Annotated in this window: 19 protein-coding genes and 1 other RNA gene; 17 read left to right on the forward strand and 3 right to left on the reverse strand. The window is 56.2% G+C overall.

The genetic code is table 11. The features are described 5' to 3' along the window. The first annotated feature begins 8 nt into the window (after positions 1-8). Complete coding sequence (locus tag ACFCTO_RS00725) at positions 9-3,161, forward strand: efflux RND transporter permease subunit (protein WP_302484952.1); 3,153 nt, start codon at positions 9-11, stop codon at positions 3,159-3,161. A 234-nt stretch (positions 3,162-3,395) separates the two neighbouring features. Here the strand turns inward: ACFCTO_RS00725 and nadE are convergent, their stop codons facing one another. Further along, complete coding sequence (gene nadE / locus ACFCTO_RS00730; RefSeq protein WP_292300309.1) at positions 3,396-5,297, reverse strand: NAD(+) synthase; 1,902 nt, start codon at positions 5,295-5,297, stop codon at positions 3,396-3,398. Between the two features lie 162 nt (positions 5,298-5,459). On the opposite strand from nadE, the gene ACFCTO_RS00735 reads away from it, so the two are divergent. From ACFCTO_RS00735 to recO, 7 genes are read left to right on the forward strand one after another with little or no spacing between them, the layout of a single operon-like run. Further along, on the forward strand, positions 5,460-7,211 hold the full coding sequence (locus tag ACFCTO_RS00735; protein WP_499876172.1) for a B12-binding domain-containing radical SAM protein: 1,752 nt from the start codon (positions 5,460-5,462) through the stop codon (positions 7,209-7,211). After that, positions 7,208-8,158, forward strand: coding sequence for a tRNA modification radical SAM protein MnmL/YtqA (gene mnmL / locus ACFCTO_RS00740; RefSeq protein ID WP_292261351.1), 951 nt, complete (start codon positions 7,208-7,210; stop codon positions 8,156-8,158). Before ACFCTO_RS00735 ends, mnmL begins: the two co-directional genes overlap by 4 nt. Before the next feature lie 14 nt (positions 8,159-8,172). Then, positions 8,173-9,135, forward strand: a complete 963-nt coding sequence (locus tag ACFCTO_RS00745; protein ID WP_499876173.1) for a PhoH family protein — start codon at positions 8,173-8,175, stop codon at positions 9,133-9,135. A gap of 15 nt (positions 9,136-9,150) precedes the next feature. Continuing rightward, a complete protein-coding gene (ybeY, locus tag ACFCTO_RS00750; RefSeq protein WP_370854615.1) occupies positions 9,151-9,624 on the forward strand; it encodes an rRNA maturation RNase YbeY in 474 nt (157 codons plus the stop codon). A gap of 19 nt (positions 9,625-9,643) precedes the next feature. Then, positions 9,644-10,537, forward strand: a complete 894-nt coding sequence (era, locus tag ACFCTO_RS00755; RefSeq protein WP_499876174.1) for a GTPase Era — start codon at positions 9,644-9,646, stop codon at positions 10,535-10,537. Between the two features lie 11 nt (positions 10,538-10,548). Next, the gene (locus ACFCTO_RS00760; RefSeq protein ID WP_292261356.1) at positions 10,549-11,898 is read left to right on the forward strand and encodes a hemolysin family protein; all 1,350 of its coding nucleotides are present in this window, start codon (positions 10,549-10,551) and stop codon (positions 11,896-11,898) included. Beyond that, a complete protein-coding gene (recO, locus tag ACFCTO_RS00765) occupies positions 11,870-12,631 on the forward strand; it encodes a DNA repair protein RecO (RefSeq protein ID WP_499876175.1) in 762 nt (253 codons plus the stop codon). Before ACFCTO_RS00760 ends, recO begins: the two co-directional genes overlap by 29 nt. Before the next feature lie 267 nt (positions 12,632-12,898). On the opposite strand, the gene ACFCTO_RS00770 is transcribed toward recO, so the two are convergent. Next, positions 12,899-13,381 carry a hypothetical protein gene (locus tag ACFCTO_RS00770; RefSeq protein ID WP_292261359.1) on the reverse strand — a complete coding sequence of 161 codons (483 nt, stop codon included), beginning with the start codon at positions 13,379-13,381 and terminating at the stop codon, positions 12,899-12,901. Between the two features lie 190 nt (positions 13,382-13,571). On the opposite strand from ACFCTO_RS00770, the gene ACFCTO_RS00775 reads away from it, so the two are divergent. Next, on the forward strand, positions 13,572-14,909 hold the full coding sequence (locus ACFCTO_RS00775; protein WP_292300311.1) for an MATE family efflux transporter: 1,338 nt from the start codon (positions 13,572-13,574) through the stop codon (positions 14,907-14,909). Positions 14,910-15,087: 178 nt separating this feature from the next. On the opposite strand, the gene ACFCTO_RS00780 is transcribed toward ACFCTO_RS00775, so the two are convergent. Then, positions 15,088-16,650: a nitrite/sulfite reductase gene (locus tag ACFCTO_RS00780; protein ID WP_302484954.1), complete on the reverse strand. Its 1,563-nt coding sequence runs from the start codon at positions 16,648-16,650 to the stop codon at positions 15,088-15,090. 177 nt (positions 16,651-16,827) lie between these two features. Between ACFCTO_RS00780 and ACFCTO_RS00785 the strand changes: the two genes are divergently transcribed. The 8 genes from ACFCTO_RS00785 (at position 16,828) to rnpB (ending at position 25,622) form a co-directional block, all read left to right on the forward strand. Next, the gene (locus tag ACFCTO_RS00785) at positions 16,828-18,309 is read left to right on the forward strand and encodes a sensor histidine kinase (protein WP_292262511.1); all 1,482 of its coding nucleotides are present in this window, start codon (positions 16,828-16,830) and stop codon (positions 18,307-18,309) included. After that, entirely contained in the window at positions 18,306-18,992 is a 687-nt protein-coding gene (locus ACFCTO_RS00790) for a response regulator transcription factor (protein ID WP_481325051.1), read from the forward strand. Before ACFCTO_RS00785 ends, ACFCTO_RS00790 begins: the two co-directional genes overlap by 4 nt. 121 nt (positions 18,993-19,113) lie before the next feature. Next, complete coding sequence (locus ACFCTO_RS00795; protein WP_499876176.1) at positions 19,114-20,652, forward strand: ArnT family glycosyltransferase; 1,539 nt, start codon at positions 19,114-19,116, stop codon at positions 20,650-20,652. 81 nt (positions 20,653-20,733) lie between these two features. Next, positions 20,734-21,030 carry a hypothetical protein gene (locus tag ACFCTO_RS00800; RefSeq protein ID WP_499876177.1) on the forward strand — a complete coding sequence of 99 codons (297 nt, stop codon included), beginning with the start codon at positions 20,734-20,736 and terminating at the stop codon, positions 21,028-21,030. A 364-nt stretch (positions 21,031-21,394) separates the two neighbouring features. After that, positions 21,395-22,084, forward strand: a complete 690-nt coding sequence (locus tag ACFCTO_RS00805) for a tRNA (adenine(22)-N(1))-methyltransferase (RefSeq protein WP_499876178.1) — start codon at positions 21,395-21,397, stop codon at positions 22,082-22,084. Then, positions 22,069-23,187, forward strand: a complete 1,119-nt coding sequence (locus ACFCTO_RS00810) for a Nif3-like dinuclear metal center hexameric protein (protein ID WP_499876179.1) — start codon at positions 22,069-22,071, stop codon at positions 23,185-23,187. Before ACFCTO_RS00805 ends, ACFCTO_RS00810 begins: the two co-directional genes overlap by 16 nt. 490 nt (positions 23,188-23,677) lie before the next feature. Continuing rightward, the gene (gene thiE / locus ACFCTO_RS00815) at positions 23,678-24,322 is read left to right on the forward strand and encodes a thiamine phosphate synthase (RefSeq protein WP_499876180.1); all 645 of its coding nucleotides are present in this window, start codon (positions 23,678-23,680) and stop codon (positions 24,320-24,322) included. 952 nt (positions 24,323-25,274) lie between these two features. After that, an RNA gene (gene rnpB / locus ACFCTO_RS00820) (RNase P RNA component class A) lies at positions 25,275-25,622 on the forward strand. Positions 25,623-25,727: the final 105 nt, after the last annotated feature.

Consider the following 25,727-nt stretch of genomic DNA (forward strand, 5'->3'; position numbering starts at 1 on the left):
GCGGGATCGTGATATCTAAGTTCTTTATCGACCGGCCTATCTTCGCTATCGTCATTTCGCTGATCATTTCCATCTTCGGCCTGTTGTCGATGGCGACTCTGCCGGTTGCCAAGTATCCGCAGGTCACGCCGCCGCAGGTCCGCGTCTCGGCTACTTATATCGGCGCGAATGCCGAAGTCGTCGGCACGACCGTGGCCAGCGTCATCGAACGCCAGCTCGTCGGTGTCGATAACCTGGTCAATATGGAAAGCTCGACGAACGATAACGGGTCTTACTCCATGACCGTCCAGTTCAAGTCCGGCAGCGATGGTGATATGGACACGGTCAACACTCAGAACCGCGTCAGCCAGGTCCAGTCGACCTTGCCGTCAGAAGTTACCCAGACCGGCGTTACAGTCCAGAAGTCGACGAGTTCCATGGCTATGGTCTTCGCCCTGGTTTCCCCCAATGGCTCTTATGATGCGACGTTCATGAAGAACTATGCTACCCAATACTTCATGGATGAACTGAAATCCGTCCCGGGCATCGGCGACGTCCAGGAATTCGGGTCTGACTATGCCATGCGCATCTGGCTCAACCCGATGAAGATGAATATCTTGAAGATTACACCGACCGATGTCATCTCGGCTATCAGCACTCAGAATAAACAGGCCGCTGTCGGCACCATCGGCTCCCAGCCGTCGCCGAACAACCAGACCTACCAGTATACCCTGCGTACCGACGGCCGCTTGCAGACGGCGGAACAGTTCAAGAACGTCATCGTTCGCACCAATCCCGACGGTACCATGGTCCGCGTCGGCGACATTGCCGATGTCAGCCTGGGCTCCAAGGATTATTCCGTTGCCACTAACCTCAACGGCGGCAAGGCTGCCGGTTTCATGATCAGCCTGACAGCAGACGCCAATGCCATGCAGTCCGTCAGCGGCGCCCGCAAGGTCTTGGAAAAGGCTAAGCAGGCTTTCCCGGCTGATATGGATTATAAAATCGTCTACGATAGCACGACCTTCGTTACGGCGTCGATTCATGAAGTTATTGAAACCTTCATCGAAGCCCTGCTGCTGGTCGCCCTCATCGTTTACATCTTCCTTCAGAGCGGCCGGTCGACGCTGATCCCGCTCATCGCCGTCCCTGTATCCCTTCTGGGTACCTTTGCCTGCTTCAAGGTCCTGGACTTCTCCATCAACACCCTGACGCTGTTCGCCATGGTCCTGGCCATCGGCCTCCTCGTCGACGACGCCATCGTCGTCATCGAAGCCGTCGAATACGAAATCAAGTACAACGCCCGAAGTCCGCGGGAGGCGACGATCATCGCCATGCAGAACGTACAGAACCCGGTTATCGGTGTTGCCTGCGTCCTGGCCGCCGTCTTCATCCCCGTCGGCTTCATCAGCGGCATGAGCGGTATCCTCTACCGCCAGTTCGCCCTGACCATTGCCGTGTCGGTCCTCATTTCGGCCTTCGTCGCTTTGACCCTGACACCGGCCATGTGTGCGTCGATTTTGAATGTCCACAAACCCAATGACAACCCCAAGGGCATTTACAAGTTCTTCCAGAAATTCAATGATGCCTTCGATAGGCTCATCGCCTGGTATGGCCTGCGCCTGGCTCACTTGCAGCTTCACCTAAAATGGTGCGTGGCCTTCCTGGTCATCATCAGCGCCCTCACGGCAGGCGTCTTTAAAATCATGCCGACAGGCTTTGTCCCGTCGGAAGATAATGCCTTCGTCATGATGAACGTCACCTTGCCCGAAGGCATTTCCCAGACGGAAACGAAACAAGTCAGTGAACAAATCAGCAAATGGCTGGAACAGCAGCCGGGCGTGACCAGTGTCATGAACGTTGTCGGTTTCAGTATCCTGGCCAATGGGCCGAAATCGAATGGGGCTACGTCCTTCATCGGCATGAGTGACTGGGATGAACGTAAAGATAAATCCCTGTCCGTCGACGCCCTGGTCGGCAAGATCATGGGCATGGGCAATCAGATTCCTCAGGCTACGGTCATCGCCATGAACCCGCCGCCGATTGACGGCATGGGCACGTCGTCGGGCTTTACGATGCAGCTGGAAAACCGCGGCAGCCATACGACGGCCGAATTGTCAGCGATGGCACAGAAATTCATCGCCGCTGCCCGGAAGCGGCCGGAAATCGGGTCGGTCTACACGGCCTTTGCTGCCGATACGCCGGGCTATCAGCTCGACATCGACCGCGATAAAGTTGCCAAAGAAGGCGTTTCCCTGAGCGACCTCTATTCGACGCTCCAGTCCTTCTATGGTTCCTATCAGGTCAACGATTTCACCATGTTCGGTCGTAATTTCAAGGTCGTCGTTCAGGCCGCTCCGGAATTCCGTGAAACCATCGATGCCAATAACCACATCTACGTCCGCAACAGTGCCAACCAGCTCGTTTCGGTGGCCAACTTTGTCCGACCGAAAGCCATCGGTTCGGCGTCGATCCTCAACCGTTTCAACGACTATCCGGCCATCAAGATTCAAGGGGCCCCGGCTAATGGCTACAGCTCCGGTGATGCCCTTAAAGCGCTGGAAGAAGTCGCTAAAGACACGCTCAGTGAAGGCTATGCCTATGAATGGAGCGGCATGAGCCGTGAAGAAGTCGAAGCCGGCAACAAGACGGTCTACGTCTTCGCCCTGGCTATCCTCTTCGTCTTCCTCGTCCTGGCCGCCTTGTATGAAAGCTGGAAAGTACCCTTTGCTGTTATGTTCAGCCTGCCGGCCGGTGTTTTCGGGGCTTCGGCTTTTGCCTACCTCCTGAACCAGCAGAATAACCTGTACTTCCAGATCGGTCTGCTGGCCGTCATCGGCCTGGCCGCCAAGAACGCCATCCTGATCATCGAATACGCCAAAGTCCGTGTCGATGAACGCGGTATGGATCCCGTATCGGCTGCTATCGAAGCCGCCAAGATCCGTCTCCGCCCGATCATCATGACGTCCCTGGCCTTCGTCGTCGGCTCTATCCCGCTGGCCATGGCCAGCGGCGCCGGCGCCGCATCGCGAGTCACTATGGGCATCACCGTCGTCTTTGGTACGTCCATTGCGACTATCTTCGGCGTCTTCCTTATCCCCATGATGTTCATCATCGTAGAAACATTCGGACACAAACGGGTCCGTCCTAAACAAACAGTCGGAAGACTGAAAGATATGTAGTATGAAAAAAGGCTTGTCGCATGTGCGACAAGCCTTTTTGAGTATTCAGTTTGTAGTTTTTAGTGAAGGTTTTTAAATTTGAAACCATCTTCTACAAACTACAAACTCTGTACTACAAACTATGTTGAAAGAGCAACCTCTCAGTCAGCTGCGCTGACAGCTCCCCTAGCAGGGGAGCCGGGCCACGAGCCACTAACCGCTAACTCCTAACCCCTATCCACGAGCCACTAATCCCTAATCTCTCGCCAGCAGCCGTTCTTTCATTTCCAGGTAGCGCGTCGTGTAGTACGGTGCCAGCTGGGCTTCGCGCAGGTCGCTGCCGAAGGGGCGGCGGCTGATGGAGAGGATAGGCGGGCTCTGGATGCGCTTGGCGACGGCGAAGCCGGCGATGAGGCGCCACCACCGTTCCAGGTCGTCGATGAAGGCTTTTGCCGTCGGGAAGAGCTGATGGACATCGACGCTGCAGCCGATGTTCTTTTCCAGGGTGCCGTTGATGTACCATTCGAGGATGGTTTCCGGCGTGGCCCGTTGCCAGCGTTCGATGAAGGCGGAGAAGAGGTAGTCGTGATAGGGGTAGATGATCGGGTCGCCCTGGCCCTTGGTGATATCCTGCTTGTCCGACAGTTCGGCGCTGGGGACGATGTCGATGCTGCCCTGGGGCACGACTTCGCGCTGGAAGACCTGGTCATTGAGGTAGCGGGCCAGGTCGTAGACCTGATGCTTCCACAGGTCCGCCGTAGCCGCCAGGTAGCCGGCGCTGTCGCCGTAGAGGGTGGCGTAGCCGACGGACAGTTCGGCCTTGTTGGCATTGCACGTGAAGACGCCGCCAAAGGCTGCGGCCGCTGCGGCCAGGATACGGCTCGACCGGTCGCGGGCCTGGATGTTTTCTTCAATGAAACTGGTCAGTTCCAGATGGCCCTTGTCCTGGCCTTTCTGGCTGAGCCCGGCTCCTTCGAACTGGTGCCGCGTCAGTTCCAGGCTGTCCTGGACGGGGACGACCGTGTACAGGCAGCCGATGTTGTCGGCCAGTTCTTTGGCCAGGCTCTTGGTCATGTCCGAGTTGTAGCAGCTGGGCATGTTGACCAGCAGGATGTTTTCCGGCGGCAGTACCGTCGCATAGAGGGCGGCGTTGACGGCCGAGTCGATGCCGCCGGAGACGCCGAGGACGACTTTATGGACGCCAATGGCATCCATGAAGGATTTCAGGCCGTAGTGCAGGCTGGCGTAGATGTCTTCGATGGGAGACTTTTCCGGCTGCAAGTGCGACGGCGAGACGAAACGCTGGGCCTTTTCATCGAAGTCGACGATGACCATTTCTTCCGTAAAAGGCGTACATTCGACGTGTTGCGAACCGTCTTTCTGGTACGTGCTGCTGGCGCCGTCGAAGGTGTAGATGTTCTTGCCGTTGTTCTGGATACCCGTGCAGTTGACGTAGATGGCCGGGCAGTGGATCTTGTCGATGGCCTGGCCGAAGAGGCGGTGACGCCGCTGGGTCTTGCCCAGAGTGAAAGGCGAGTTGGAAATGTTGATGAACATGTCGATGTCGTACATTTTCCCTAAATAGCTCATGGGCTTGAAGGGATAGTTTTCGTCCCAGCTGTCTTCGCAGATGAGCGGTCCCATGCGGAACTTGCGGCCGTCGTCGAAGGGAATCTGGACGGGCGACAGGAAGTCTTCCGGGAAGGCATGGCGTTCCTGGGCGACTTCGATGAGCGACGTGAAGTAGCGGATGTCGCTGAATTCGCGGTAGTTGGGCAGGAGCGTCTTGATGTAGAAGGGGTAGGGCGAGCGGGCCGGCGAAATCCAGCGGCCGTTGTAAGCGATGAACATGGCGTTGTACTTCCGCGTCCGGCCGTCGAGGTTGACCCGGTCCGTCTCTTTGGCGACGTTGCCGAAGATGATGGCCATGCCGTCGGACAGGGCCTTGATTTCTTCACCGAAGCGGACGCAGTCGTCGATGTAGTCGGGCTGGTCCCAAATATCACCGATGAGATAGCCCGGAATAGCGAGCTCCGGGAAGACGATGAGGTCGCAGCCGGCTGCTTTGGCCTTGGCGATACATTCTTTCATGACGGCCGTGTTCTGCCGTGGATTGCCAGGGTGGACATTTGTCTGGGCAAGTGCTATTTTAAACAAGGAAAAGCCTCCTTTTCGTAGGGGAAAAACTATATACTATCTCATCTTATCATAAAAAGGGGCAGGCGAAAAGGCTGTCCCCGGCCAGGGGCGGAAAAGACATGACAGAACGCCGTCCTTGCGGTATACTTAATACATATAAAAATTTAAAGAGAGGCTTTCATGAAAACACTGCTTACCATCTTGAATTCCAAATTCATCCAATCGTCCCTGGCCCTGCGCTGCCTGTCGACGGCGTGTGACCACCAGGGCGTCGTCGTGTCCGTAGCCGAATATACGATCAATCAGAACAGCTATGACATCCTGCGCCACATCGCCTCGTTCGAGGCCGACGTCATCGGCTTTTCCTGCTATATCTGGAATATCGAAATGACCTGTCATCTCATCGACCTGGTGAAACAGGTCTTTCCCCAGACCAAGGTCTTCGTCGGCGGCCCGGAAGTATCCTATACGGCCCGGCAGATACTGGAAGATTATGAGCATATCGATTACGTCCTCCAAGGTGAAGGGGAAGAGATGGTACCGGCTTTCCTGAAATCCCTGGCAGCCGGCCGCGATGGGACAGAAGTCCCCGGCGTCCTCGGCCGCGTCGGCGGCGTCATCCAGGGCGACGAGACCTTCCAGGAAGTAGAAGACCTGGACAGCCTGCCTTTTCCTTACGAGCATCAGGACTTCCGCGAACTGGACCACCGCATCATGTATTATGAAAGCTCCCGGGGCTGTCCTTTCCACTGCCAGTACTGTCTGTCGGGCATGAACGACCGCGTCCGCTTCCGCTCGGTCCCGTTGGTCCTGAAGGAACTGCAGGCTTTCGTCGATGCCGGCGTCCATCAGGTCAAATTCGTCGACCGCACTTTCAACTGCAGCCCGGCCCATCACCGGCCGCTCATAGCGTACATGATTGCCGTCGATAAGCCCATCAATTTCCACCTGGAAATCGAGCCCGGCGTCCTTACCGATGACGACATCGACCTCCTGGCCCAGGCACCGAAAGGACGGATCCAGCTGGAAATGGGCATCCAGACGACGTATGAGCCGACGCTCCAGGCCATCCACCGTCATAATGACTGGCCGCGCATTACGCATATCATGGAACGCCTTGTCGCCTTGGGGACGATGCATCTCCATTTAGACCTCATCGTCGGCCTGCCTTATGAAGACTACGGCCATCTGCGCCAGTCCTTCAACGATATCTATGCCCTGCACCCCCATAAATTGCAGATCGGTTTCTTGAAGCTCCTCAAGGGCTCCGGCATCCGCTGCGACTATCCTGACGATTACCGGTACGACCCGCAGGGGCCCTATGAAGTCCTGGCGACGACGTGGCTGCCTTATGAAAAAGTCGCCTATATGAAGGTCCTGGAAGACGTCTTCGAGCGGACTTATAATTCCGGGAAATTCACTTATTTCTTCAACTGGCTCGGCCGCCGCTATGCTCCGGATTATATGAAACTCTACGAGGCCTTGACAGACGAGTGGCTCGTCCTGCATAATGACCAAAAGGCCTTGTCCGATGAGTCCTTGTGTCATTTCCTCTGCCACTGCATCGAAGATATCCTGCCCCTGACAGAAGACCAGCAGCGCTTGGCCAAAGACCTGCTGGCCCTGGATATGCTGACCTTTTTCCGCTTCCGCCTCCATCCCGATTTCCTCGGCTGGTGCGAAGCGCCGCGCAGCCAGACCGACGCCATCTTCCGCGACGAAGCCTGGCTCCGCCAATTTGCCAGGGACTATCATTTCACCAACTGGCGCGACATCAAGATGCGCTATCGCATCTGGCCTGCCAGCCCGGCCCTGAAAGGGGAACTGCGCCGCTACGGGCCCGTCCCGGAAGGCGCGGCTTATGTGCTGGCTGAAAAAAAGAAAGACCGGGCCGAATGGTGCGTCATCCCGGTCAAAGGAGAACCATCGTGAACGAACGTTACCGCGTCTACTCGACGTATTTAAAAGAAACATATGGCGAAAAAGTCTATAAACTGCCTATCAGCATCCCCGATACCTGTCCCAACCGCGACGGGACCCTGGGCGTCCGGGGCTGTGCCTTCTGCGGCTCCATCGGCGCCGGCTACGAGAACCTGCCGGCGACGGTGACCATTGGCCAGCAGATCGAGCAGAACATGGCCCACATCAAGCCCAAGTACAAGGCCAATAAATTCATCGCCTATTTCCAGAATTTCACCAATACCTACCTGCCGCCAGAGCGTTTCCGGGATTACCTCGCCGCCGCCTGCCAGCCCGATATCGTGGCCCTGGCCGTAGCGACCCGGCCGGACTGCCTCAACGAGACCTATCTCGATATCATGGCTGACGTCAAAGAAAGGTACGGCGTCGATATCCTCGTCGAACTGGGCCTGCAGACGGTCAACTATAAGACCTTGGCCAAGATCAACCGCGGCCATACCGTTGCCGAATACATCGACGCCATGGTCATGCTCCGGGCGTATCCTTTCCGGACCTGTACGCATGTCATCCTCGACCTGCCCTGGGACACCATGGAAGACACCGTCGAGACAGCCAAAATCATTGCCGCCCTCGGCTCTGACGAAGTCAAGCTCCACGCCCTGTACATCATTAAGAACACGGCCATGGCCGAATGGTATGCCCAGGGAAAGATCAAGCTCTGGACCTGCGAAGAGTACGTCCGCCGCGTCGTGGCCTTCCTCGAATACAGCCGGCCCGATACGGTCTTCCAGCGCCTCATCGGCCGGGCGCCGAAGGAAGCGACGGACTTCGCCAACTGGGGCATGGGATGGTGGCGCATCCGCGATATGATCGATGAAGAACTGGAAAAACGCGGCACCTGCCAGGGAGCCCGCTGTGACTACCTGCACGGCAAGGCCGTCCGTAAATTCATGAAATAAAGGAGTATCTCACTTTGGTAGAAAAGAAACTGCAATTTTCCGATTTGCGTGAAGCCCGGGCCGTCCTGGGCATGAAAGACGAATTCCTCAAGACGATGCAGCGCGAATTCCCGGACTGCCGCATTGCCGTCCGCGGCGATACGGCCATGATCGTCGGCAGCGAAGAGGATGTGGCCTATGTGACAGAAGTCTTCCGCATCCTGCGCTACTTGTTCCGGGAAAACACCTATCTGACGACGCAGCACGTCCGCTATTCGGCCAGACTCATCAAAGAAGGCCAATCGGAGGCCCTGCACAACCTCTATGAAGATACGGTCGGCATTTCTGCCCGGGGCCGCCTCATCAAGCCCAAGACGCTGGGCCAGAAACGCTACGTCGATTCCATCCGCAAGAACCTGGTCACCTTCGGCATCGGCCCGGCCGGGACGGGCAAGACCTATCTGGCCGTAGCCCTGGCGGCTTTTTATCTCAAGAACCGCGAAGTCGAACGGATCATCCTGACCCGGCCGGCTGTCGAAGCCGGGGAAAAACTGGGCTTCCTGCCCGGCGACCTGCAGGAAAAGATCGACCCGTACCTGCGCCCGCTCTACGACGCCCTGGCCGACATGTTCGGCTATGACCAGTTCCAGAAGATGATCGACCGCAACATCATCGAAGTGGCGCCACTGGCCTACATGCGCGGCCGGACCCTGGAAGAATCGTTCATCATCCTCGACGAAGCCCAGAACACGACGCGGGAACAGATGAAGATGTTCCTCACCCGTATGGGCAACCACTCGCGGGTCGTCGTCAACGGCGATGCGACCCAGATCGACCTCGTCGACCGGCGCATGTCGGGCCTGACGGAAGCCGAAAAGATACTCAAAGACGTCCGCGGCGTCGGCATGGTCTACTTCAGCGATGAAGACGTCGTCCGTCACGATATGGTAGGCCGCATCATCAGGGCCTACGAAACTTATTATCATCACGATCACTAGATTGGGGGAATTGCCATGAATATCAACATCAATTACGAAGATCCGTCGTTCCAGAACGATGAATATGAAAAAGTCATCGACCGCGTCTGTGAAGAAGCCGCCCTGGTCTACGGCCTGGGGCCGAAGGCTGAAATCAGCATCCTTCTGTGCCATAACGACTATATCCATACATTGAACAAACAGTACCGCAACATCGACCGGCCGACGGACGTCCTGTCCTTTGCCCTCAACGAAGGGGAAGAAGACGGCTATGACGGCCCCGATACGGCCCTCTTGGGGGATATCATCATTTCTCTGGAAAAAGTCCAGGAACAGGCCGACGAATACGGTCATTCTTTTGAACGGGAACTGGCCTATCTGACCATCCACGGCATGCTGCATATCCTCGGCTATGACCACATGGAACCGGACGATAAAGCAGAAATGCGCAAAGAAGAAGAATTCATTTTACAGCGCCTGGGCTATGTCCGCGAAGGCGAAGAATTATAAGGGAGGAATTACGATATCTATGGAATCATTTAAATCGGGTTTCGTCGCCGTCGTCGGCCGCCCGAATGTCGGCAAGTCGACACTCATCAACCGCATCATCAAGCATAAAGTCTCGATCGTCTCCGATAAGGCCCAGACGACGCGCAACCGCATCCTCTGCATCCATACGGACGACGAATGTCAGATCGTCTTCCTCGACACGCCGGGCATCCACAAGCCGAAACATAAGCTGGGGGAATTCATGGATGAAGCGGCCTATCAGTCCCTGCGCGACATCGACGCCGTCCTGTTCCTCATCTCGGGCAATGAAAAGAAGGGCCCTGGCGACCTCTTCGTCCTGGATAAGCTGAAAGACGTCGGCGTTCCGGTCTTCTTGATCATCAACAAAGTCGACCTCATGACGAAAGAAGAGATACTGCACAAGATTACGGAATATGCCGAACTCTATCCTTTCGCCCAGGTCATCCCCATTTCCGCCCTGAAAGGGGACAACGTCGATGCCGTCGTCGACGAACTGCGCAAGATCCTGCCGGAAGGGCCCAAGTATTTCCCTGACGACATGATCACGGACCAGCCGGAACGCCTTTTGGTCGCTGAAATCATCCGGGAAAAGCTCTTCCGCTGTACCCGCGATGAAGTGCCCCATGCCATCGCCGTCTATGTCGAAGAAATGAAGGACCGCGGTCACAACAAGGTCTATATCCGGGTCACGGTCTATGTCGAACGGGATTCGCAGAAGCGCATCGTCATCGGCAAGAACGGCACGGTCCTCAAAGAAGTAGGCAACCTGGCCCGCCAGGAAATCGAAAACCTCCTCGGTTCTTCGGTTTACCTCGACATCTGGGTCAAAGTCAAGCGGGACTGGCGCAATAAGTCGGGCGCCCTCAGCGAATTGGGCTATAAGAACGAGTAGGGGGCTGCATGATGGAAGTACAATCAATCGTCCAATGTCTGCTCGTCTTCCTCATCTGCCTGGCCGTCAGCGCCATCTGCGTCACCGGTAAATTCGCCTTTGCCCAGCTGCGCCGGGAATACCTGGAAGAACTCGTCCGCGACGGCGATACGTCGCTGAAACCGCTCTTGTCCCTCTACGACAAGCCCATCGTCTTTCTGGGGACGGCCCAGCTCGGCATGGCCTTGTCCGGGCTCATCGCCGGCGCTGCCGGATTCTGCGGCCTCTATGGCCTCTACGGCCTGCTGGCTCCGTATATCGGCCATACGTGGCTCATCTGGCTCATCGAAGTCTGCGCCGGTATCGTCCTCTGCTTCATCCTCTGGGTCTTTGGCGAGCTCATCCCCAAGTCCATCGGCCTCCAGCGCCCGGAAAAGAGCCTCAAGGCTCTGCGCCGCTTCATCCAGCCCTGGAGCCGGCCCTTCATGCCCTTCATCCTCTTCGGGAACTGGCTGGGCCGGGCTATCCTGGCAGACCGCAATCTCGATGTAACCAACGAAATCGATATGGCCCATTCGGAAGATGAAATCCGCATGCTGGTCACGGCCAGCCACAAGGAAGGGAAAATCGACCAGGTCGAAAGCGAACTCATCGGCAACGTCTTCGATTTCGCCGACCGCCTGGCCAAGGAAATCATGGTGCCCCGCCAGGACATCGTCTGCCTCTATACGGAAGATACGATGAACCAGCATTTGCAGACCATCCGCCAGTCGCGGCATACGCGCTATCCCCTCTGTGAAGACGATAAGGACCACGTCCTGGGCCTGGTCCACATCAAGGACATCATGGACCTCTATATCCACAAGCGCAGCAACTTGAACCTCATCAAGCGGCCGATCCTCATGGTCCCGGAAATCATGCCGGCATCGAAGCTCCTCCAGCTCATGCGCATGCGCCGGACCTACCTGGCCATGGTCGTCGATGAATACGGCAGCACCGTCGGCCTCATCGGCCTGGAAGACATCCTGGAAGAACTGGTCGGCACGATCCAGAACGAACACACCCAGGAAAAAGAAGAAATCCAGCCCCTGCCTGACGGCGCCTATGAATTTGCCGGGACAGTCCTCCTCGACGACGTCGAAGAGCTGCTGCACATCCCCGTCGAAGACGATGTCGATACCGATACCATCGGCGGCTACGTCTTCAATGCCCTGGGCCATACGCCGAAAGTCCATGACGAAGTCACTATCGGCGCCTACTGCTTTACAGTCCTGGAAATGCAGCGCTTCCGCATCGTCCGCCTGAAAGCCGTGCCCCTGCCGGGAGCGGCTGCCCCTGGGGAAGACAGCGGGGATGAAGAAGATAAGACTCATGAATCGTAGCGGCTACTATGGCCGCAAACCGTCGCGGTCCTATGAAGGCATCATCCTCACCGTCCGCAAGACCAGTGCCAAACAGCTCGTCGTCACGGTCCTGACCCGGCAGGCCGGCATCCTCCACGTCCTGGCCCGCCGCAGCACTCAGGGCAAGATGGGTTACGGCGCCTTGACGCCTTTGGCCGAGATGACCTTTGACGTCTTTGAAAAAGACGGCGTCTACACGCTGACGGAATACGACTGCCGCAGCAACCAGCGCCTCCGCGAGCTGACCTGGGACGGCTATATCTATTCGCAGATCTTCGTCGAAATGGTCCTCTTCATGGCCGGCGGCGGAGCCGATGAAGTCCTGTACAATCTGGTCCACCTCTATGGCCGGGCCATCGAACTCAAGGACATCCGCATCGTCACCATCATCGCCGGCTGGCAGCTCATGGCCCTGACGGGCTTCCTGCCGGACATCGACACGGCCCGCGTCTTCTGTCAGGGCCAGGGCTACTGCCGGCAGCCCGTCTATTACATCGACGATGAAAGGCCGGAAAACATGAAAGAACTGCCCCTGACGCCGTCTGTACGCCAGACCTGGAAGACCCTGGTCCACTATCCCTGGGGAACCCAAGAAACCGTGAACCTGCGCATGGCCGACCTGAAATTCCTGGAAGCCCTGCTCTACAACTACGTCAACCAGTGCAGCGAACGCCAGATGAAGACACCGGAATTATTAGTGGCTCGTGGCTAGTGGTTAGTGGCTCGTGGCTCGCGGATCGTAGGGGGCGGCCCACCTGGCTCTCTTGATAGGAGAGCTGTCAGCAAAGCTGACTGAGAGGTTGCTCTTTTAAATAGTTCGTGTTTCGTAGGGGTCGCCACGTGGGCGACCCGTTAGGGATTTGTGTGATTCTTCTAGCAGACTGGTCGGGAAATCGTACATATTTCAGAGCGGGCGCCCCACGTGGACGCCCCTACAAAAAAGAGGCTGTCGCGCATGCGGCAGCCTCTTTTTGCTCCCTCACCGCTTATGCAGCGGGTCGTATTTCCAATGATGGGCGTATTCTTTTAAACTTTCGGCGACGGCGTATTGGGCCGTATCAGTATAGACCATCTGCGTATCTACGGACTCTTCCCAGATGGGGACAGGCCAGTCGCGGGGCGGTTCGATGTAATAGAGCAGGAATTCCCTGGTCTTTTCGATGAACCATTCCGGCAGGCGGGGGTGGAATTTCTTGTAGAAGATGAACAAGTGGATGTGATTGGGCATGACCGTGAACTCTTTGATGATGGCAATCTGGTTGTTCCGCTGCATGGCCTTGAGGGCCCGCGTCGCCGCCATGCCCCAGGCGGTCGGCCGCCAGATGTGCTGTCCCTGATAGCGCAGGACTTTCCCCAGTGTCTCTTCTTTTTGATACGTACAAAAGGTGATGAGCTGGCACCGGGGAACGGTAGAGAAGGGTTCCCGCCATGCAGGAAGGGAGAAAAACGGTCTGTGATACATGGGCAACACCTCCGAAAAAAACAAAACGTTTAAAACAAGATGCGTGTTACGCCTATTGTACCCTGGAAATATGAAAGGGAAATTAAAAAATCAGGGGCCTTGATTAAAAAATGATTAAAACTTGTTTTTGTGCCCTATCATGCTATAATAAAACTATTTCACTCCTCGTTATTAGAGAAAGGACGATTCCATGGTTCGCAGTATGACTTCGGGCAATCCCATCCGCCTCATCCTGGCTTTTACGGTGCCCCTTTTAATCGGCAATGTTTTCCAGCAATTCTATAATATCGCCGACATCATCATCGTCGGCCGCACTATCGGCGTCAATGCCCTGGCCGCTGTCGGCGCCGTGGCACCCGTCTTTATGGCCGTCTTCGGCCTGACGATCGGTTTGTCTTCCGGCTTTTCCGTCATCACGGGTCAGCGCTTCGGTGCCGAAGACATGGACGGCGTGCGCCGGTCTGTGGCGACGTCGGCCATGCTGGCCCTGGTCATCACGCTGATGCTGACGGCCTGCGTGAGCCTGGCCATGCCGCTCATCATGCGGCTCATGAACATTTCAGATGTCCTCTACGACGACGCCTATCATTACATGCTCATCGTCGTCCTCGGCCTGGTAGCCATGATGAGCTATAATCTCCTGTCCTGCATCTGCCGGGCCCTCGGCGACAGTCGGACGCCGCTTTATTTCCTTATCGTGTCGTCTCTCTTGAATATCGCCCTGGCCCTGTTGTTCATCGTCGCCTTTGGCTGGGGCGTCCCCGGCTCGGCCATCGCCCTGGTCATCGCCCAGGCCGTATCGGCCGTGCTCTGCCTGTGTTTCATGCGCCGCCGCTTTCCCATGCTGCGCCTGACCCGGGCCGACTGGAACTTCGACTGGCCCTTTGCCTGGCAGCATTTGCGCCTGGGCCTGCCCATGGCTGTCCAGTTCCTTATCATTTCCATGGGCATCCTGGTCCTGCAGTCGGTCTGCAATACCTTTGGCCCTGAAACGATTGCCGGCTTCGTATCGGCGACGAAAATCGAACAGCTGGCCTTGCAGCCCATGATTTCCTTCGGCATCGCCATGGCTGTCTATTCGGCACAGAACTACGGCGCCAGCCAGTATGGCCGCATCCGCCAGGGCGTCCGTCAGTGCTCCCTCGTGTCCCTGGTATTCTGCCTGGCCGCAGCCGTGGCCATGTACAGCTATGGCCAGGAACTCATCAGCGTCTTCACGACGGACCACGACGAAGTCCTCAGGGAACAGGCTTTCCTCTATCTGAAGATGTCCGTCCCGTTCTATCTCTTCCTGGGCCAGATCTTCGTCTACCGCAACGCATTGCAGGGCATGGGCATTTCCAGCGTGCCCCTCATCAGCAGCATCCTGGAACTGGGCGGCCGCAGTGTATCGGCCCTGGTCCTGGCCGCCATGTGGGGCTACTTCGGCATCTGCTGTGCCAGCCCTATCTGCTGGGTCCTGGCCTGCTTATTTACAGGCGGTTCCTATTTCTGGGTCATGCACACCATGAAGGCCAAAGGCCGTTAAGGCGATTGTCGCACGAAGGCTTCTGCCATCATGTGAGGTTCCTTTCGCTTTATAGCTTGTAGTCCGGAGTTTGTAGTTTGTAGAAGATGGTTTTAAAGTTAAAGCCATCCGCTAACCACTAACTGCTAGCCACTAACAACTTAAAAGGGCTTGTCGCACATGCGACAAGCCCTTTTTCCTATTCAAACTGATTGACTAATTCTATGAGTTTTTCTTTATGCTGGGGATACCATTCGCCGTAGGACTGGTTGGCATCGAGAAGGGTCTGGTTGAGGGCCAGGAAGAAGTCGGGCAGGTGCTCGATGGTGATGACACCGATTTGTTCGCCCATGACGCCTTTACCGATGGCGTAGTTGCCGCCGGCGTAGATGTTGAAGGCCGGTTCCATCTTGTCGCCGACTTTTTTGCTGGCGCCGCGCAGGCCCAGAGGAGCCAGCTGCTGGACCGTGCAGTTCGACGGACAGCCAGAGAAGTGGCATTTCGGCAGGAAGTGGCTGTCGATGCCGCGGTCTTTGAAGAGCTGGGCCAGTTTGACGAAGGTGCCGTGAGAATCGCGCAGGCCCTGCTGGCAGACCGTAGCGCCGATGCAGCTGACGGAATGTTCAAAGGCCGTCGTCGCCGTGTCGTTCGCCGTGAGGGCAGCGACTTTACGGGCTTCGTCTGCCGTGAGGTTGATGATGTAAGCCGTTTCGTCGGCATTGAGGCGGATTTCTGCGCCTTCCATGGTCTGGAGGGTCTTGAGCAGTTCGCGGAAGACGGAGAGTTTCGGCGTGCCGCCTAAAGGCTTGTATTCGACGTAATAGAGGCCGTCCTGTTTCTGTTTGCCAATGCGGCCGTCTTCGAGGACACTGTCATCGGCGCCGCTCTTAGCTAACGGCGTTTCTTCTTCGATGGTCAGGCGGTAATCGCCTTCGGCCTTGGCTTTGGCGACGGCATCGCGGACGGCCTGGCGGAAGGCATCGTCGCCGAGCTTGGTGAGGATGAAACGCGAACGGTTCTGGCCGCGGTGTTCATAGTCGCCGTATTTCATGTAGACGTCCCGGCCATAGCCCAGGATGTAATAGGAAATATCCAGCGGATCGACGCCTTCGTCGATGAGGATACCGAAGCGCGAGCCGTTGAGTCCGAAGCCGCCGCCGGCATAGACGTCAAATTTGTGGTCCGGACGGGCGACGAAGCCCAGGTCCTTGAAGGTCGCATGGCCTTCGTTGTCCAGGCCGCTGGAGAAGCTGATTTTATATTTACGCGGCAAGTTGAATTTGGGAATGCAGTTGATGACGAAGTTGGCCGCTGCCTTGATGTACGGCGTCATGTCGAAATATTCGCCCGGAGCGACACCGTGGAGCGGGCTGGCCGTGATGTTGCGCGGATTGTCGCTGCCGGCGCCGACGCAGTAGATGCCGTGGTCGAAACATTCCTGATAGAGGGCGAGGACTTCTTTTTCGCCCAAATGATGGAGCTGCAGGGCCTCACCTGTCGTGAAGTGGACGAGGTCGATGTCGTAGCGGTCGAGGACGTCCTTCAGGAAAGCGATGTGTGCCGGTTCGATGGCACCGCCGGAAAAGCGCAGGCGCAGCATGCTGCTATGGGCCCCCCGTTCGCCATAGCTGCCGAACTTGCCCGACGTGCCCTTATATTTGGCCGGCGGTAATTCCTTGGCGTAAAAAGCCCGCGTTGCTTCGACGAACTGTGGGAAGCGGCGGCTGATTTCTTCCTTTGTTTCTTTTGTGATTTGAGTCATTTCATAAACACCCCTTATTTAATCCTAATCTCAAAACTATACTAGATTTGTACCCTATTATAACAGACTTTTTTAAAGAGGGCAAAAAGATTCACCAGAAAATTTGCTTTTTGTTATATTTTTGTTTAATCTCAAGATATATAATAAAAGAAATTTTAGAGAAACCAGGTGAGGACTATGCAACTCCGGGACTGGCCGCTGCGCAAGCGCCTCCTTTTTTCCAACTTCATCATGATTTTCATTCCCGTCCTGTTTACGGCCGTCGTCAGCATCGCCATCTTTTTGGCCCTGCAGTTCGGCAACATTAACCGGGCCAGTATCATTTCCTTTATCTGGCCCGAGAGCGGTCAGAACATGTCCATCCAGTTCGAGCTGAGCCGCCTCCGTGTCCGGGCCGACCAGTATAATGGCAACATGGACCGTCTCCTCCAGGCCGCCGATCATTTGGAGGACCAGGGCCTCAATGTATCCATTTGGCGCGATAAGGAAGACCTCTACGATACGGATGGCATCGACAAGGTGTACCTGCGCCAGCAGGTCATGGCCGGTCATCGTCAGGGCCATGCCGACTTTACCTGGACTGGCGAAGGCCTGCGCTTTTACTACGTCTCGCCTCATACGGACATCCATTTGGCCGTCGCCGGTGCCGTGCCGAGTTATCCCGAAAACGAGTACATCGACTTGTCATCGAAGGACATCTTGAAGGTCGCCTTTTACGTCCTGGCTATTCTGACTATCTTGCTGACCATCCTCGTCGGCCTGAAACTGTCGCGCTGGATGGCCGGCCAGATCGTCGGTCCCGTCGAAAGGCTGCGCAATATGGCCGATGCCATCAGCCAGGGCGATTTGGACCATCCCGTCCCGATTTTGTCGCGTGACGAAATCGGCGATACCTGCCAGGCTTTTGAAAAGATGCGCCTCCAGCTGCGGGCTGCCCGGGATACGCGGGATAAATACGACAAGAACCGCAAGGAACTCCTGGCCGGCATTTCCCATGATTTGTCGACGCCTTTGACGAAAATCGAAGGCTATGCCAGCGGCATCCTCGACGGCATCGCCAATACGCCGGAAAAAGAACGGCACTACCTGGGCATGATCGTCGATACGTCGCGCCACATGGCCAGCCTGGTCCGGACGCTCTTCCTCTTTTCCAAGCTCGACCTGGGTCAGGTGCCCTTCCATTGGGAAGACGTCGACGTGGCGGCCTACTTAAAGGATTATATCGGTGAACAGGCCGACCATTTCCACCAGCAAGGGCTGGACGTGACCTTCCAGTCCTCCCTGGACAAGGCCGTCATTTCTATGGACCGTCAGCAGTTCCAGCGGGTCATTGAAAATATCCTGGGCAACAGCCTGAAATATAAAGACCAGGCCGTCGGCCATCTGGCCATTACCCTGACCGATGGCGGGGAAGGGGCATATCTCCTTTCCTTTGCCGATGACGGCTGCGGCGTCGAAGAGAAGGAACTGCCGAAGCTCTTTGAAAGTTTCTACCGCACCGACAAGGCCCGGACCAATGTGGCCAAGGGAAGCGGCTTGGGACTGGCCGTGGTCCAGCAGATTGTCCATGCCATGAAGGGAAAAATCTGGGCCCAGGCGACAGTGCCTAAGGGATTGACCATTTGCATTTCGTTACCGAAAGGGGAATCACATACATGAAACGTATCTTGATTATTGAAGACGACCAGGGCATTGCCGAATTGGAAAGGGACTACTTGGAAGCCAATGGCTTCAGTGCCGACATCGCGGTCGATGGCAAGATAGGGGAAAAGAAAGCCCTGGAAGACGCCTATGACCTCATCCTGCTGGACATCATGCTGCCCAGCCGCGATGGCTTCCAGATTTGCCGGACTATCCGCGAAGCCAAGGACATCCCGATCCTCATGGTATCGGCCCGGCAGGAAGACATCGACAAGATCCGCGGCCTCGGCCTGGGCGCCGATGACTACATCGTCAAGCCCTTCAGTCCCAATGAGCTCGTAGCCCGCGTCAAAGGCCACCTGGCCCGGTATGAACAGCTCACGTCCCGCGAAGTCCATCGCGACGTCCTGCACTACGGCGATTTGGAAATCGATGAGAGCGGCCACCGCGTCTTCGTCAAGGGGAAAGAAGTGACCCTGCCCAATAAGGAATTCGAGCTCCTCTTGTTCTTTGCCAAGAATCCGGGCATCGTCTTCAGCAAGGAGACCCTCTTCGACCGCGTCTGGGGCAGCGAAGCCCTAGGGGAAACAGCGACCGTGTCGGTCCACGTCAACCGCATCCGCGAAAAAATCGAAGAGGATACGGCCAACCCCCGCTACATCGAAACGGTCTGGGGCGCCGGCTACCGCTTCCGGGGTTAGCCTGACGGAATTTTTTACGGTCCTTTCTCGTTTTGTTATCGCTCTGTTTATCTTTTATTTAACTTCCCTTCCTATACTGATACCATCAAAACGGTAACGAATAGGAAGGGGAGTTTTTATTATGTATGAATTTCGTGCAAAACAGGAAGACGTGGCCCTGTCGGTATGGCAGCGCCTGTGGCAGAAAATCATGGCTTCGCCGGCTGTCATCCTCCTGGTCCTGGCAGCCATCCTCTGTTTTGTGGCTAACCACCTGCTGGTCGTCACGGACCCTGTCGAATCGAACTATGTTTTGACAGCTAAGGAAATGCTCGCTTCTGGTGACTACTTCTCACCGCGCATCTTCGGCAATTACTGGTACGATAAACCGATTTTCTTCTATTGGGAACTCATTGCCGCCTTCAAGCTCTTCGGCATCAGTAATTTCTCGGCCCGCTTTTTCCCGGCCCTATTCGGTATGGCCGGCATCCTCCTGACCTATGGCTTCACGGTCCGCCTCTACGATAAGAAGACGGGATTCCTGACCGGCCTCATCTTGCTGACGACGGTAGAATATTTTTACCTCTCCAAGGCCATCATTACGGATATGCCCCTCTTCGTCTTTTATTCGGCCTGCCTCATGGCCTTTTACATCGCCTACAGCGAAGGCAAACCGCGCTGGTACTACCTAGCCTACGCCTTTGCCGGCCTGGCCGTCCTGACCAAAGGGCCTATCGGCTTCTTTCAGCCCGGGCTGATCATCCTGCTCTTCCTCGTATGGCGCCGGGACCTCAAGGCCCTGCTGCACATCAAGCTCTTTTCCGGCCTGATCCTGTTCCTGGCCATCACCCTCATCTGGTATGGTCCGATGTACGCCATGCATGGCAGCGACTTCGTCAGCCAGTTCATAGGCGTCCATAACGTCCTGCGGGCTACCGTTTCCGAACATCCTCAGTTCAATGTCTGGTATTATTACAGCGCCATCTTCCTGGCCGGCTTCGTACCCTGGGTCTTCACCCTGCCCCTGGCCTGGCGCGACTATGGCCTGACCCGGAAAATCGCGGCGGCCTGGCGGGAAAAACGACTGCGCCTGCCTGCCTTGTCCATGAAGACCCAGTTCCTCATCGTCTGGGCGGCTACGATTTTCGTGACCTATCAGCTCATGGCGACGAAATACATGACCTATACCTTCCCGTATATGATTCCCCTGGCCATCGGCTTTGCGTCGTATTTGAAGAAATATGACCGCCTGGTCCTCAACATGGCCGGCATCGTCCTGGCCATTTACGTAGCCGCTACGTGTACAGTCATCGTGCCTCAGTGCCAGCAGGCTTCGGCTTATGATGCCGCCCAGGTCGTCAGCGGCCTGGCCGATAATGAAACGATTGTCGTCACCTATGGCGGCCGCTACCCCGTGTCCCTGACCTATTATTCCGGTCATTCGGCTTACCGCCTGGAACCGGCTGAAGACATCGCTCATATGCTGCCTGGTGGCATCAGCTGGAATGCCAAGAACGTCATGCCCTTCATGGCCATCGAAGACCTGCCCGACCATGCTAAAGTCCTGGCCGTTGTCCGCAACCGCGATGAAGCCCACTTCCTCCAGGAAGTACCGGGGACCTGGAAATGGCGCACCCAGAAAGGCGTTTGGGCCATATACCAAAAAGAAGCTGATTTGTAGCCCTCCTGAAATGGCCTTGTGACTGAATTGTAACGGCTCATGAGTATACTATGAGTAACCTAAATAAGGAGAGTGATACTTATGAAGAAGTTCAACTATATAGTACGCATGATGCTGGTTTTGGTCGTTACCTTCATGACCTTCAGCGGCGCCGCCCTGACGGCCCAGGCCACAGGCCCCAGAGATTATCCACAGCGCTGGGAACAGCGCGATGACCGCGACTATCGTCATGATCACCGCAACTGGGAAAAAGAACGGAAAGATTGGGAAAAGAACCATAAGACATCGACCCAGAAAGATGTCGACAAAGCCAACCGTAAGGCCAACATCGCCATCGGCGTGGCCGCCGTCGCAACCATCATCGCCTTGACGAAGTGAGTGGGAATAATAGTGGCTAGTGGTTCATGGATCTCCTTATAGGAGAGCTGTCAGCGAAGCTGACTGAGAGGTTGCTCTTTAAAGTTTGTAGTACGGAGTTTGTAGTTTGGAGAAGATGGTTTTAAATTTAAAACCATTCGTTAGCCACGAACCACTTAAAAGGGGCTGTCGCACATGCGACAGCCCCTTTTTTTCGACGAACGATGAACGACCTACGACTCTAACCGCTAACTGCTAACCCCTAACTGCTAACCCCTAACTACTAGCCCCTAACCGCTAACCCCTACCCCCCTTTCAATTCTCGTCCCGTCTGTTATAATAGGGAGTGCAATTAGATTCTGTTTATAAAGGAAGTGTTTATATCATGAAATTAACGGACCGCCTGGCTGCGGCTGTATCCCTCATTCCACAGGGGGCCGTCATTGCCGACATCGGGACCGACCACGCCTATATCCCGGTCTCCGTCTGTGAGAGCGGCCATTGTCCGTCGGCCATTGCCGCCGACATCGTTCCGGGACCGCTGGCAGCGGCCGTGGCCCACGTCCGCGGTGCCGGCTTGACCGACCGCATCGACTGCCGCCTGGGCGACGGCCTGACCTGCATCAAAGCAGGGGAAGTCGACGGCGCTGTCATTTGCGGCATGGGCGGCCCGCTGATGGTGCGGATACTCCAGACTTCCTATGCGGTCTGGCAGTCTTTGAAATTTGTCGTCTTGCAGCCCCAAAGCGATGCCGGTGCCTTGCGCCGCTACCTGTATGAGCATGGCTGGCACATCGAAGACGAACGGCTGGTCATCGACGACGGCCGCCTTTACGAACTGATGCGGGCCGTGCCGGGACAGGCCGGGGTCCTGCCGGACTGGATCTATGATATCGGTCCCGTGAACTGGCAGCGCCGCGACCCGCTGCTCAGCCGCAAGATAGACATTCTCATGGAAACAAAAGGGCACATCCTGGAAGGCCTGAAGAAGAGCCGCAAAGATGTGCACGAACGGATGGAAAAAATAGAAAGCGAATTGCGCTTCTGGAGGGAATTGAAATGGCAACTACAGTAGGTGAAATCGTCAAAGTATTGAAAGCTTGGGCGCCGTTGTCGCTCAAAGAATCGTGGGATAATCCGGGCCTGCTCATCGGCAGCCCTGACGAACCGGTCGATAAACTCATGGTCACCCTGGACGTCATGATGGGGACCGTCGATTATGCCATCGAACACGGCGTCCAGATGATCGTCAGCCATCACCCGGTCATTTTCGATGGCTTGAAATCCCTGCGGACCGACACGTACAGCGGCCGCATGTACCAAAAACTCCTGGCCCATCACATTTCCGTCTACAGCGCCCATACCAACCTGGACAGTGCCGACGGCGGCGTCAATGACGTCCTGGCCCGCCTCCTGGGCTTGACGGATTTGAAGGGCCTCGTCCCCGTAGCCGAAGATAAACTCTATAAAATCGCCGTCTACGTCCCGGAAAGCCATGGTGACGCCGTCCGCCAGGCCTTGGCCGACGCCGGTGCCGGCTATATCGGCAACTACAGCGACTGTTCCTTTACGGCCAAAGGCGAAGGCCGTTTCAAAGCCCATGAAGGGACGCATCCCTTTATCGGTGAAATCGGGCAAGTCGAAAAAACGGCAGAAGAACGGATCGAAACCATAGTCCCCGAAAGCAAGCTCCGTCAGACCGTACAGGCCATGCTGGCCGCTCATCCCTATGAAGAACCGGCGTATGACCTGTATCCGCTGAAAAATGCCGGTCATCCCTTCATGATGGGCCGCGTCGGGACCTGGCCGACACCGGAACCGGCTATGGACGTCTTGAAGAAAATCAAAGTCCTCCTTCATCGCGATGCCTTGTCCTATGCCGGCGATACGGACGTCATCGTCCGCCGCGTCGCCCTTCTCGGAGGCGGCGGAGCTGGCTTCATCAAATTGGCGAAAGACGCCGGTGCCCAGCTCTACCTCACAGGTGACGTCAAATACCACGACGCCCAGGAAGCCATCCGACAGGGCATCGTCGTCGCCGACGGCGGCCACTTCGGCACCGAATCGCCTGTCGTCGCCGACCTCTGCCGACGCCTGGAACGAGCTGCCGAAGAACAGCAATGGCACATCACCTGCGAAACCGACCCGACCAGTAAGGACATGCTTCATTATATGTAAAGCGCCTCACGGCGCGCCGTTCGCAGGTCGCAGGCCGCAATGGCTCCCCTGATAGGGGAGCTGTCAGCGAAGCTGACTGAGAGGTTGATTTCCTGTCAGATAGTGCCGCTGTGAAATTCAACCACAGCCCATTCTTATCCAATGGCGGGTTTTTACGAGCCACGAGCCACGAACAACGAGCCACGGCTCTTTCCTCGGATTTAGAGGCGGCAGTTCACTGCGACAGACTCATGAAATAAACGCCGTTCGCAGGTCGCAGATGGCAGGCCGCCATGGCTCCCCTGATAGGGGAGCTGTCAGCAAAGCTGACTGAGAGGTTGATTTCCTGTCAGATAGTGCCGCTGTGAAATTCAATCACAGCCCATCCTTGTCCAATGGCGGGTTTTTACGAGCCACGAGCCACGAACAACGAGCCACGGCCTTTTCCAAGGCGAACCGCGGCCTGCGGGGCCGTCAGGCCCCATTAATTCCCATAGAAAGGAAACGTATCATGACTAAAGAAGAACATGTAAGACATTTATTAGAAGACCCGGTATATGCCATTATGGGCAACGAGGAACTCTGCCTGGGCCGTAGCAATATGGACGTCGCCAAGAAATTGATCGCGGCTGGCGTCACGATTATCCAGTACCGCGAAAAACATAAGAAATGGCGCGCCAAGTACGAAGAAGCCAAAGCCATTGCCCAGCTCTGCCACGAACACGACGTGACCTTCATCATGAACGACTCGACAGACCTGGCCATCGCCTGCGGCGCCGACGGCATCCACGTCGGCCAGGATGATGCACCGGCCCAGATCGTCCGTCAGCTCGCCGGCCCGGACGTCTTCATCGGTGTATCGACCAATACCGTCGATGAAATGAAACAGGCCCTGGCTGACGGAGCCGATTACGTCGGCTTCGGTCCCATGTTCCCGACACAGTCCAAGAAAGACGCCGACGAAGTCGTAACGCCTGAAGCCAAGGAATATGCCCTTAAATTCGACCTGCCCGTCGTCACCATCGGCGGCATCAGCCTGGCTAACATCCGCAGCCTCTACGACGAAGGCTTCCGTTCCTTTGCCATGATTTCCGCCATCGTAGGCCAAAAAGACATCAAAGGCGCCGTAGAAGAAATCCGCCGGACCTTGCGTTAGCTATAAGCGAATAGAGCTTATAGCGCCGGTCGCAGTTCGCAGACCGCCGTCCGCTCGGACTCAAATGCGGCTTCGCCGCGACAGACTCAAACTGACAACGACGCTTCGGGAAACCCTCAGCGCGTAGCGGGCCGCCCGCCGTCCGCAGATGGCCGTCCGCAATGGCTCCCCTGATAGGGGAGCTGTCAGCGAAGCTGACTGAGAGGTTGATTGGCTGTTTCCTCGGATTCATATGCGGCGTTGCCGCGACAGACTCATGAAATAAACGCCGTTCGCCGTCCGCGGATGGCCGTCCGCAATGGCTCCCCTGATAGGGGAGCTGTCAGCAAAGCTGACTGAGAGGTTGATTTTCTGTCAAATAGTATCGCCGTCCGCTCGGACTCAGATGCGAAGTTCTGCCGCGACAGACTCATGATTGTATTACGACCATGTATCACCTGTCATAAATTCCGGCTGTGCCCAAGATTCACGGCGGGACGCCTTTCAGGCGTCCCCTACGGTATCGCATACAGGCGATGAATGGAATATCGTTTACGGGATATAATAAAAACACATGGCAAAGGCCTTGTGCGTAGGGGCTGTCCCAAGCCTTTTTGGCCCGTCAGGTGCCGACCGACGGAAGGCGCAGGACGGTTGCCAAAACGGACAGCTGTGGCTGGGCAGCCCGCTGTGAAATTCAACCACAGCCCATTCTTGTCCAATGGCGGGGGTTTACGAGCCACGAACAACGAGCCACGGCTTTTTCCATGAGCCGAGGGGTTACTCGAGGCGATGTCGTCAATTTGAGCTTGTCGCCGCGTAGCGGCAACTGAGTCCAAGGCGGCCTGCGACCTGCGAACGGCGGCCTGCGACCTGCGGAGCCATCAGGCCCCTGATTCGATGAACGGAATCGGCCTGCGGGCCCGTCAGACCCTTGACTCTCATCATCAAATATGGTATCCTATACGAATGATGAGTATGAAAAGCAATCGCTAGTGCTTTTGCATTAGAGGAAAGTCCGAGCTCCGTAGGGCAAGATGCCGGCTAACGGCCGGCGAAGGTGACTTTAGGGATAGTGCCACAGAAATGTGTACCGCCACGCAAGTGGTAAGGGTGGAACGGTGCGGTAAGAGCGCACCAGCGGTGCAGTAATGCATCGGCTAGGTAAACCCCATCTGGAGCAAGACCGAATAGGGGAGGGATGAAGCGGCCCGCTGATCTTCCGGGTTGTGTCGCTTGAACATGCCGGCAACGGTATGTCTAGATAGATGATTGCTGCTGCGCAAGCAGAACAAAACTCGGCTTACTGATTACTCATCACCTTGTGAATCTAAAAGGACTGTTACACGAAGGCATAGGCCATCGTGGACAGTCCTTTTTTTTTTGTTTGAAAACGGCCATTTCATCACGATGAACGGAACGGCGG

Source organism: Megasphaera indica (genome assembly GCF_046614755.1).
Taxonomy (GTDB): domain Bacteria; phylum Bacillota; class Negativicutes; order Veillonellales; family Megasphaeraceae; genus Megasphaera; species Megasphaera intestinihominis.

What these genes read in the sequence shown, in the direction of transcription:
- ACFCTO_RS00735 (WP_499876172.1), top strand. Translation starts at nt 5,460, where the DNA reads ATGAAAACACTGCTTACCATCTTGAATTCCAAATTCATCCAATCGTCC.
- ybeY (WP_370854615.1), top strand. Translation starts at nt 9,151, where the DNA reads ATGAATATCAACATCAATTACGAAGATCCGTCGTTCCAGAACGATGAA.
- era (WP_499876174.1), top strand. Translation starts at nt 9,644, where the DNA reads ATGGAATCATTTAAATCGGGTTTCGTCGCCGTCGTCGGCCGCCCGAAT.
- ACFCTO_RS00760 (WP_292261356.1), top strand. Translation starts at nt 10,549, where the DNA reads ATGGAAGTACAATCAATCGTCCAATGTCTGCTCGTCTTCCTCATCTGC.
- recO (WP_499876175.1), top strand. Translation starts at nt 11,870, where the DNA reads ATGAAGAAGATAAGACTCATGAATCGTAGCGGCTACTATGGCCGCAAA.
- ACFCTO_RS00770 (WP_292261359.1), bottom strand. Translation starts at nt 13,381, where the DNA reads ATGTATCACAGACCGTTTTTCTCCCTTCCTGCATGGCGGGAACCCTTC.
- ACFCTO_RS00775 (WP_292300311.1), top strand. Translation starts at nt 13,572, where the DNA reads ATGGTTCGCAGTATGACTTCGGGCAATCCCATCCGCCTCATCCTGGCT.
- ACFCTO_RS00780 (WP_302484954.1), bottom strand. Translation starts at nt 16,650, where the DNA reads ATGACTCAAATCACAAAAGAAACAAAGGAAGAAATCAGCCGCCGCTTC.
- ACFCTO_RS00785 (WP_292262511.1), top strand. Translation starts at nt 16,828, where the DNA reads ATGCAACTCCGGGACTGGCCGCTGCGCAAGCGCCTCCTTTTTTCCAAC.
- ACFCTO_RS00790 (WP_481325051.1), top strand. Translation starts at nt 18,306, where the DNA reads ATGAAACGTATCTTGATTATTGAAGACGACCAGGGCATTGCCGAATTG.
- ACFCTO_RS00795 (WP_499876176.1), top strand. Translation starts at nt 19,114, where the DNA reads ATGTATGAATTTCGTGCAAAACAGGAAGACGTGGCCCTGTCGGTATGG.
- ACFCTO_RS00800 (WP_499876177.1), top strand. Translation starts at nt 20,734, where the DNA reads ATGAAGAAGTTCAACTATATAGTACGCATGATGCTGGTTTTGGTCGTT.
- ACFCTO_RS00805 (WP_499876178.1), top strand. Translation starts at nt 21,395, where the DNA reads ATGAAATTAACGGACCGCCTGGCTGCGGCTGTATCCCTCATTCCACAG.
- ACFCTO_RS00810 (WP_499876179.1), top strand. Translation starts at nt 22,069, where the DNA reads ATGGCAACTACAGTAGGTGAAATCGTCAAAGTATTGAAAGCTTGGGCG.
- thiE (WP_499876180.1), top strand. Translation starts at nt 23,678, where the DNA reads ATGACTAAAGAAGAACATGTAAGACATTTATTAGAAGACCCGGTATAT.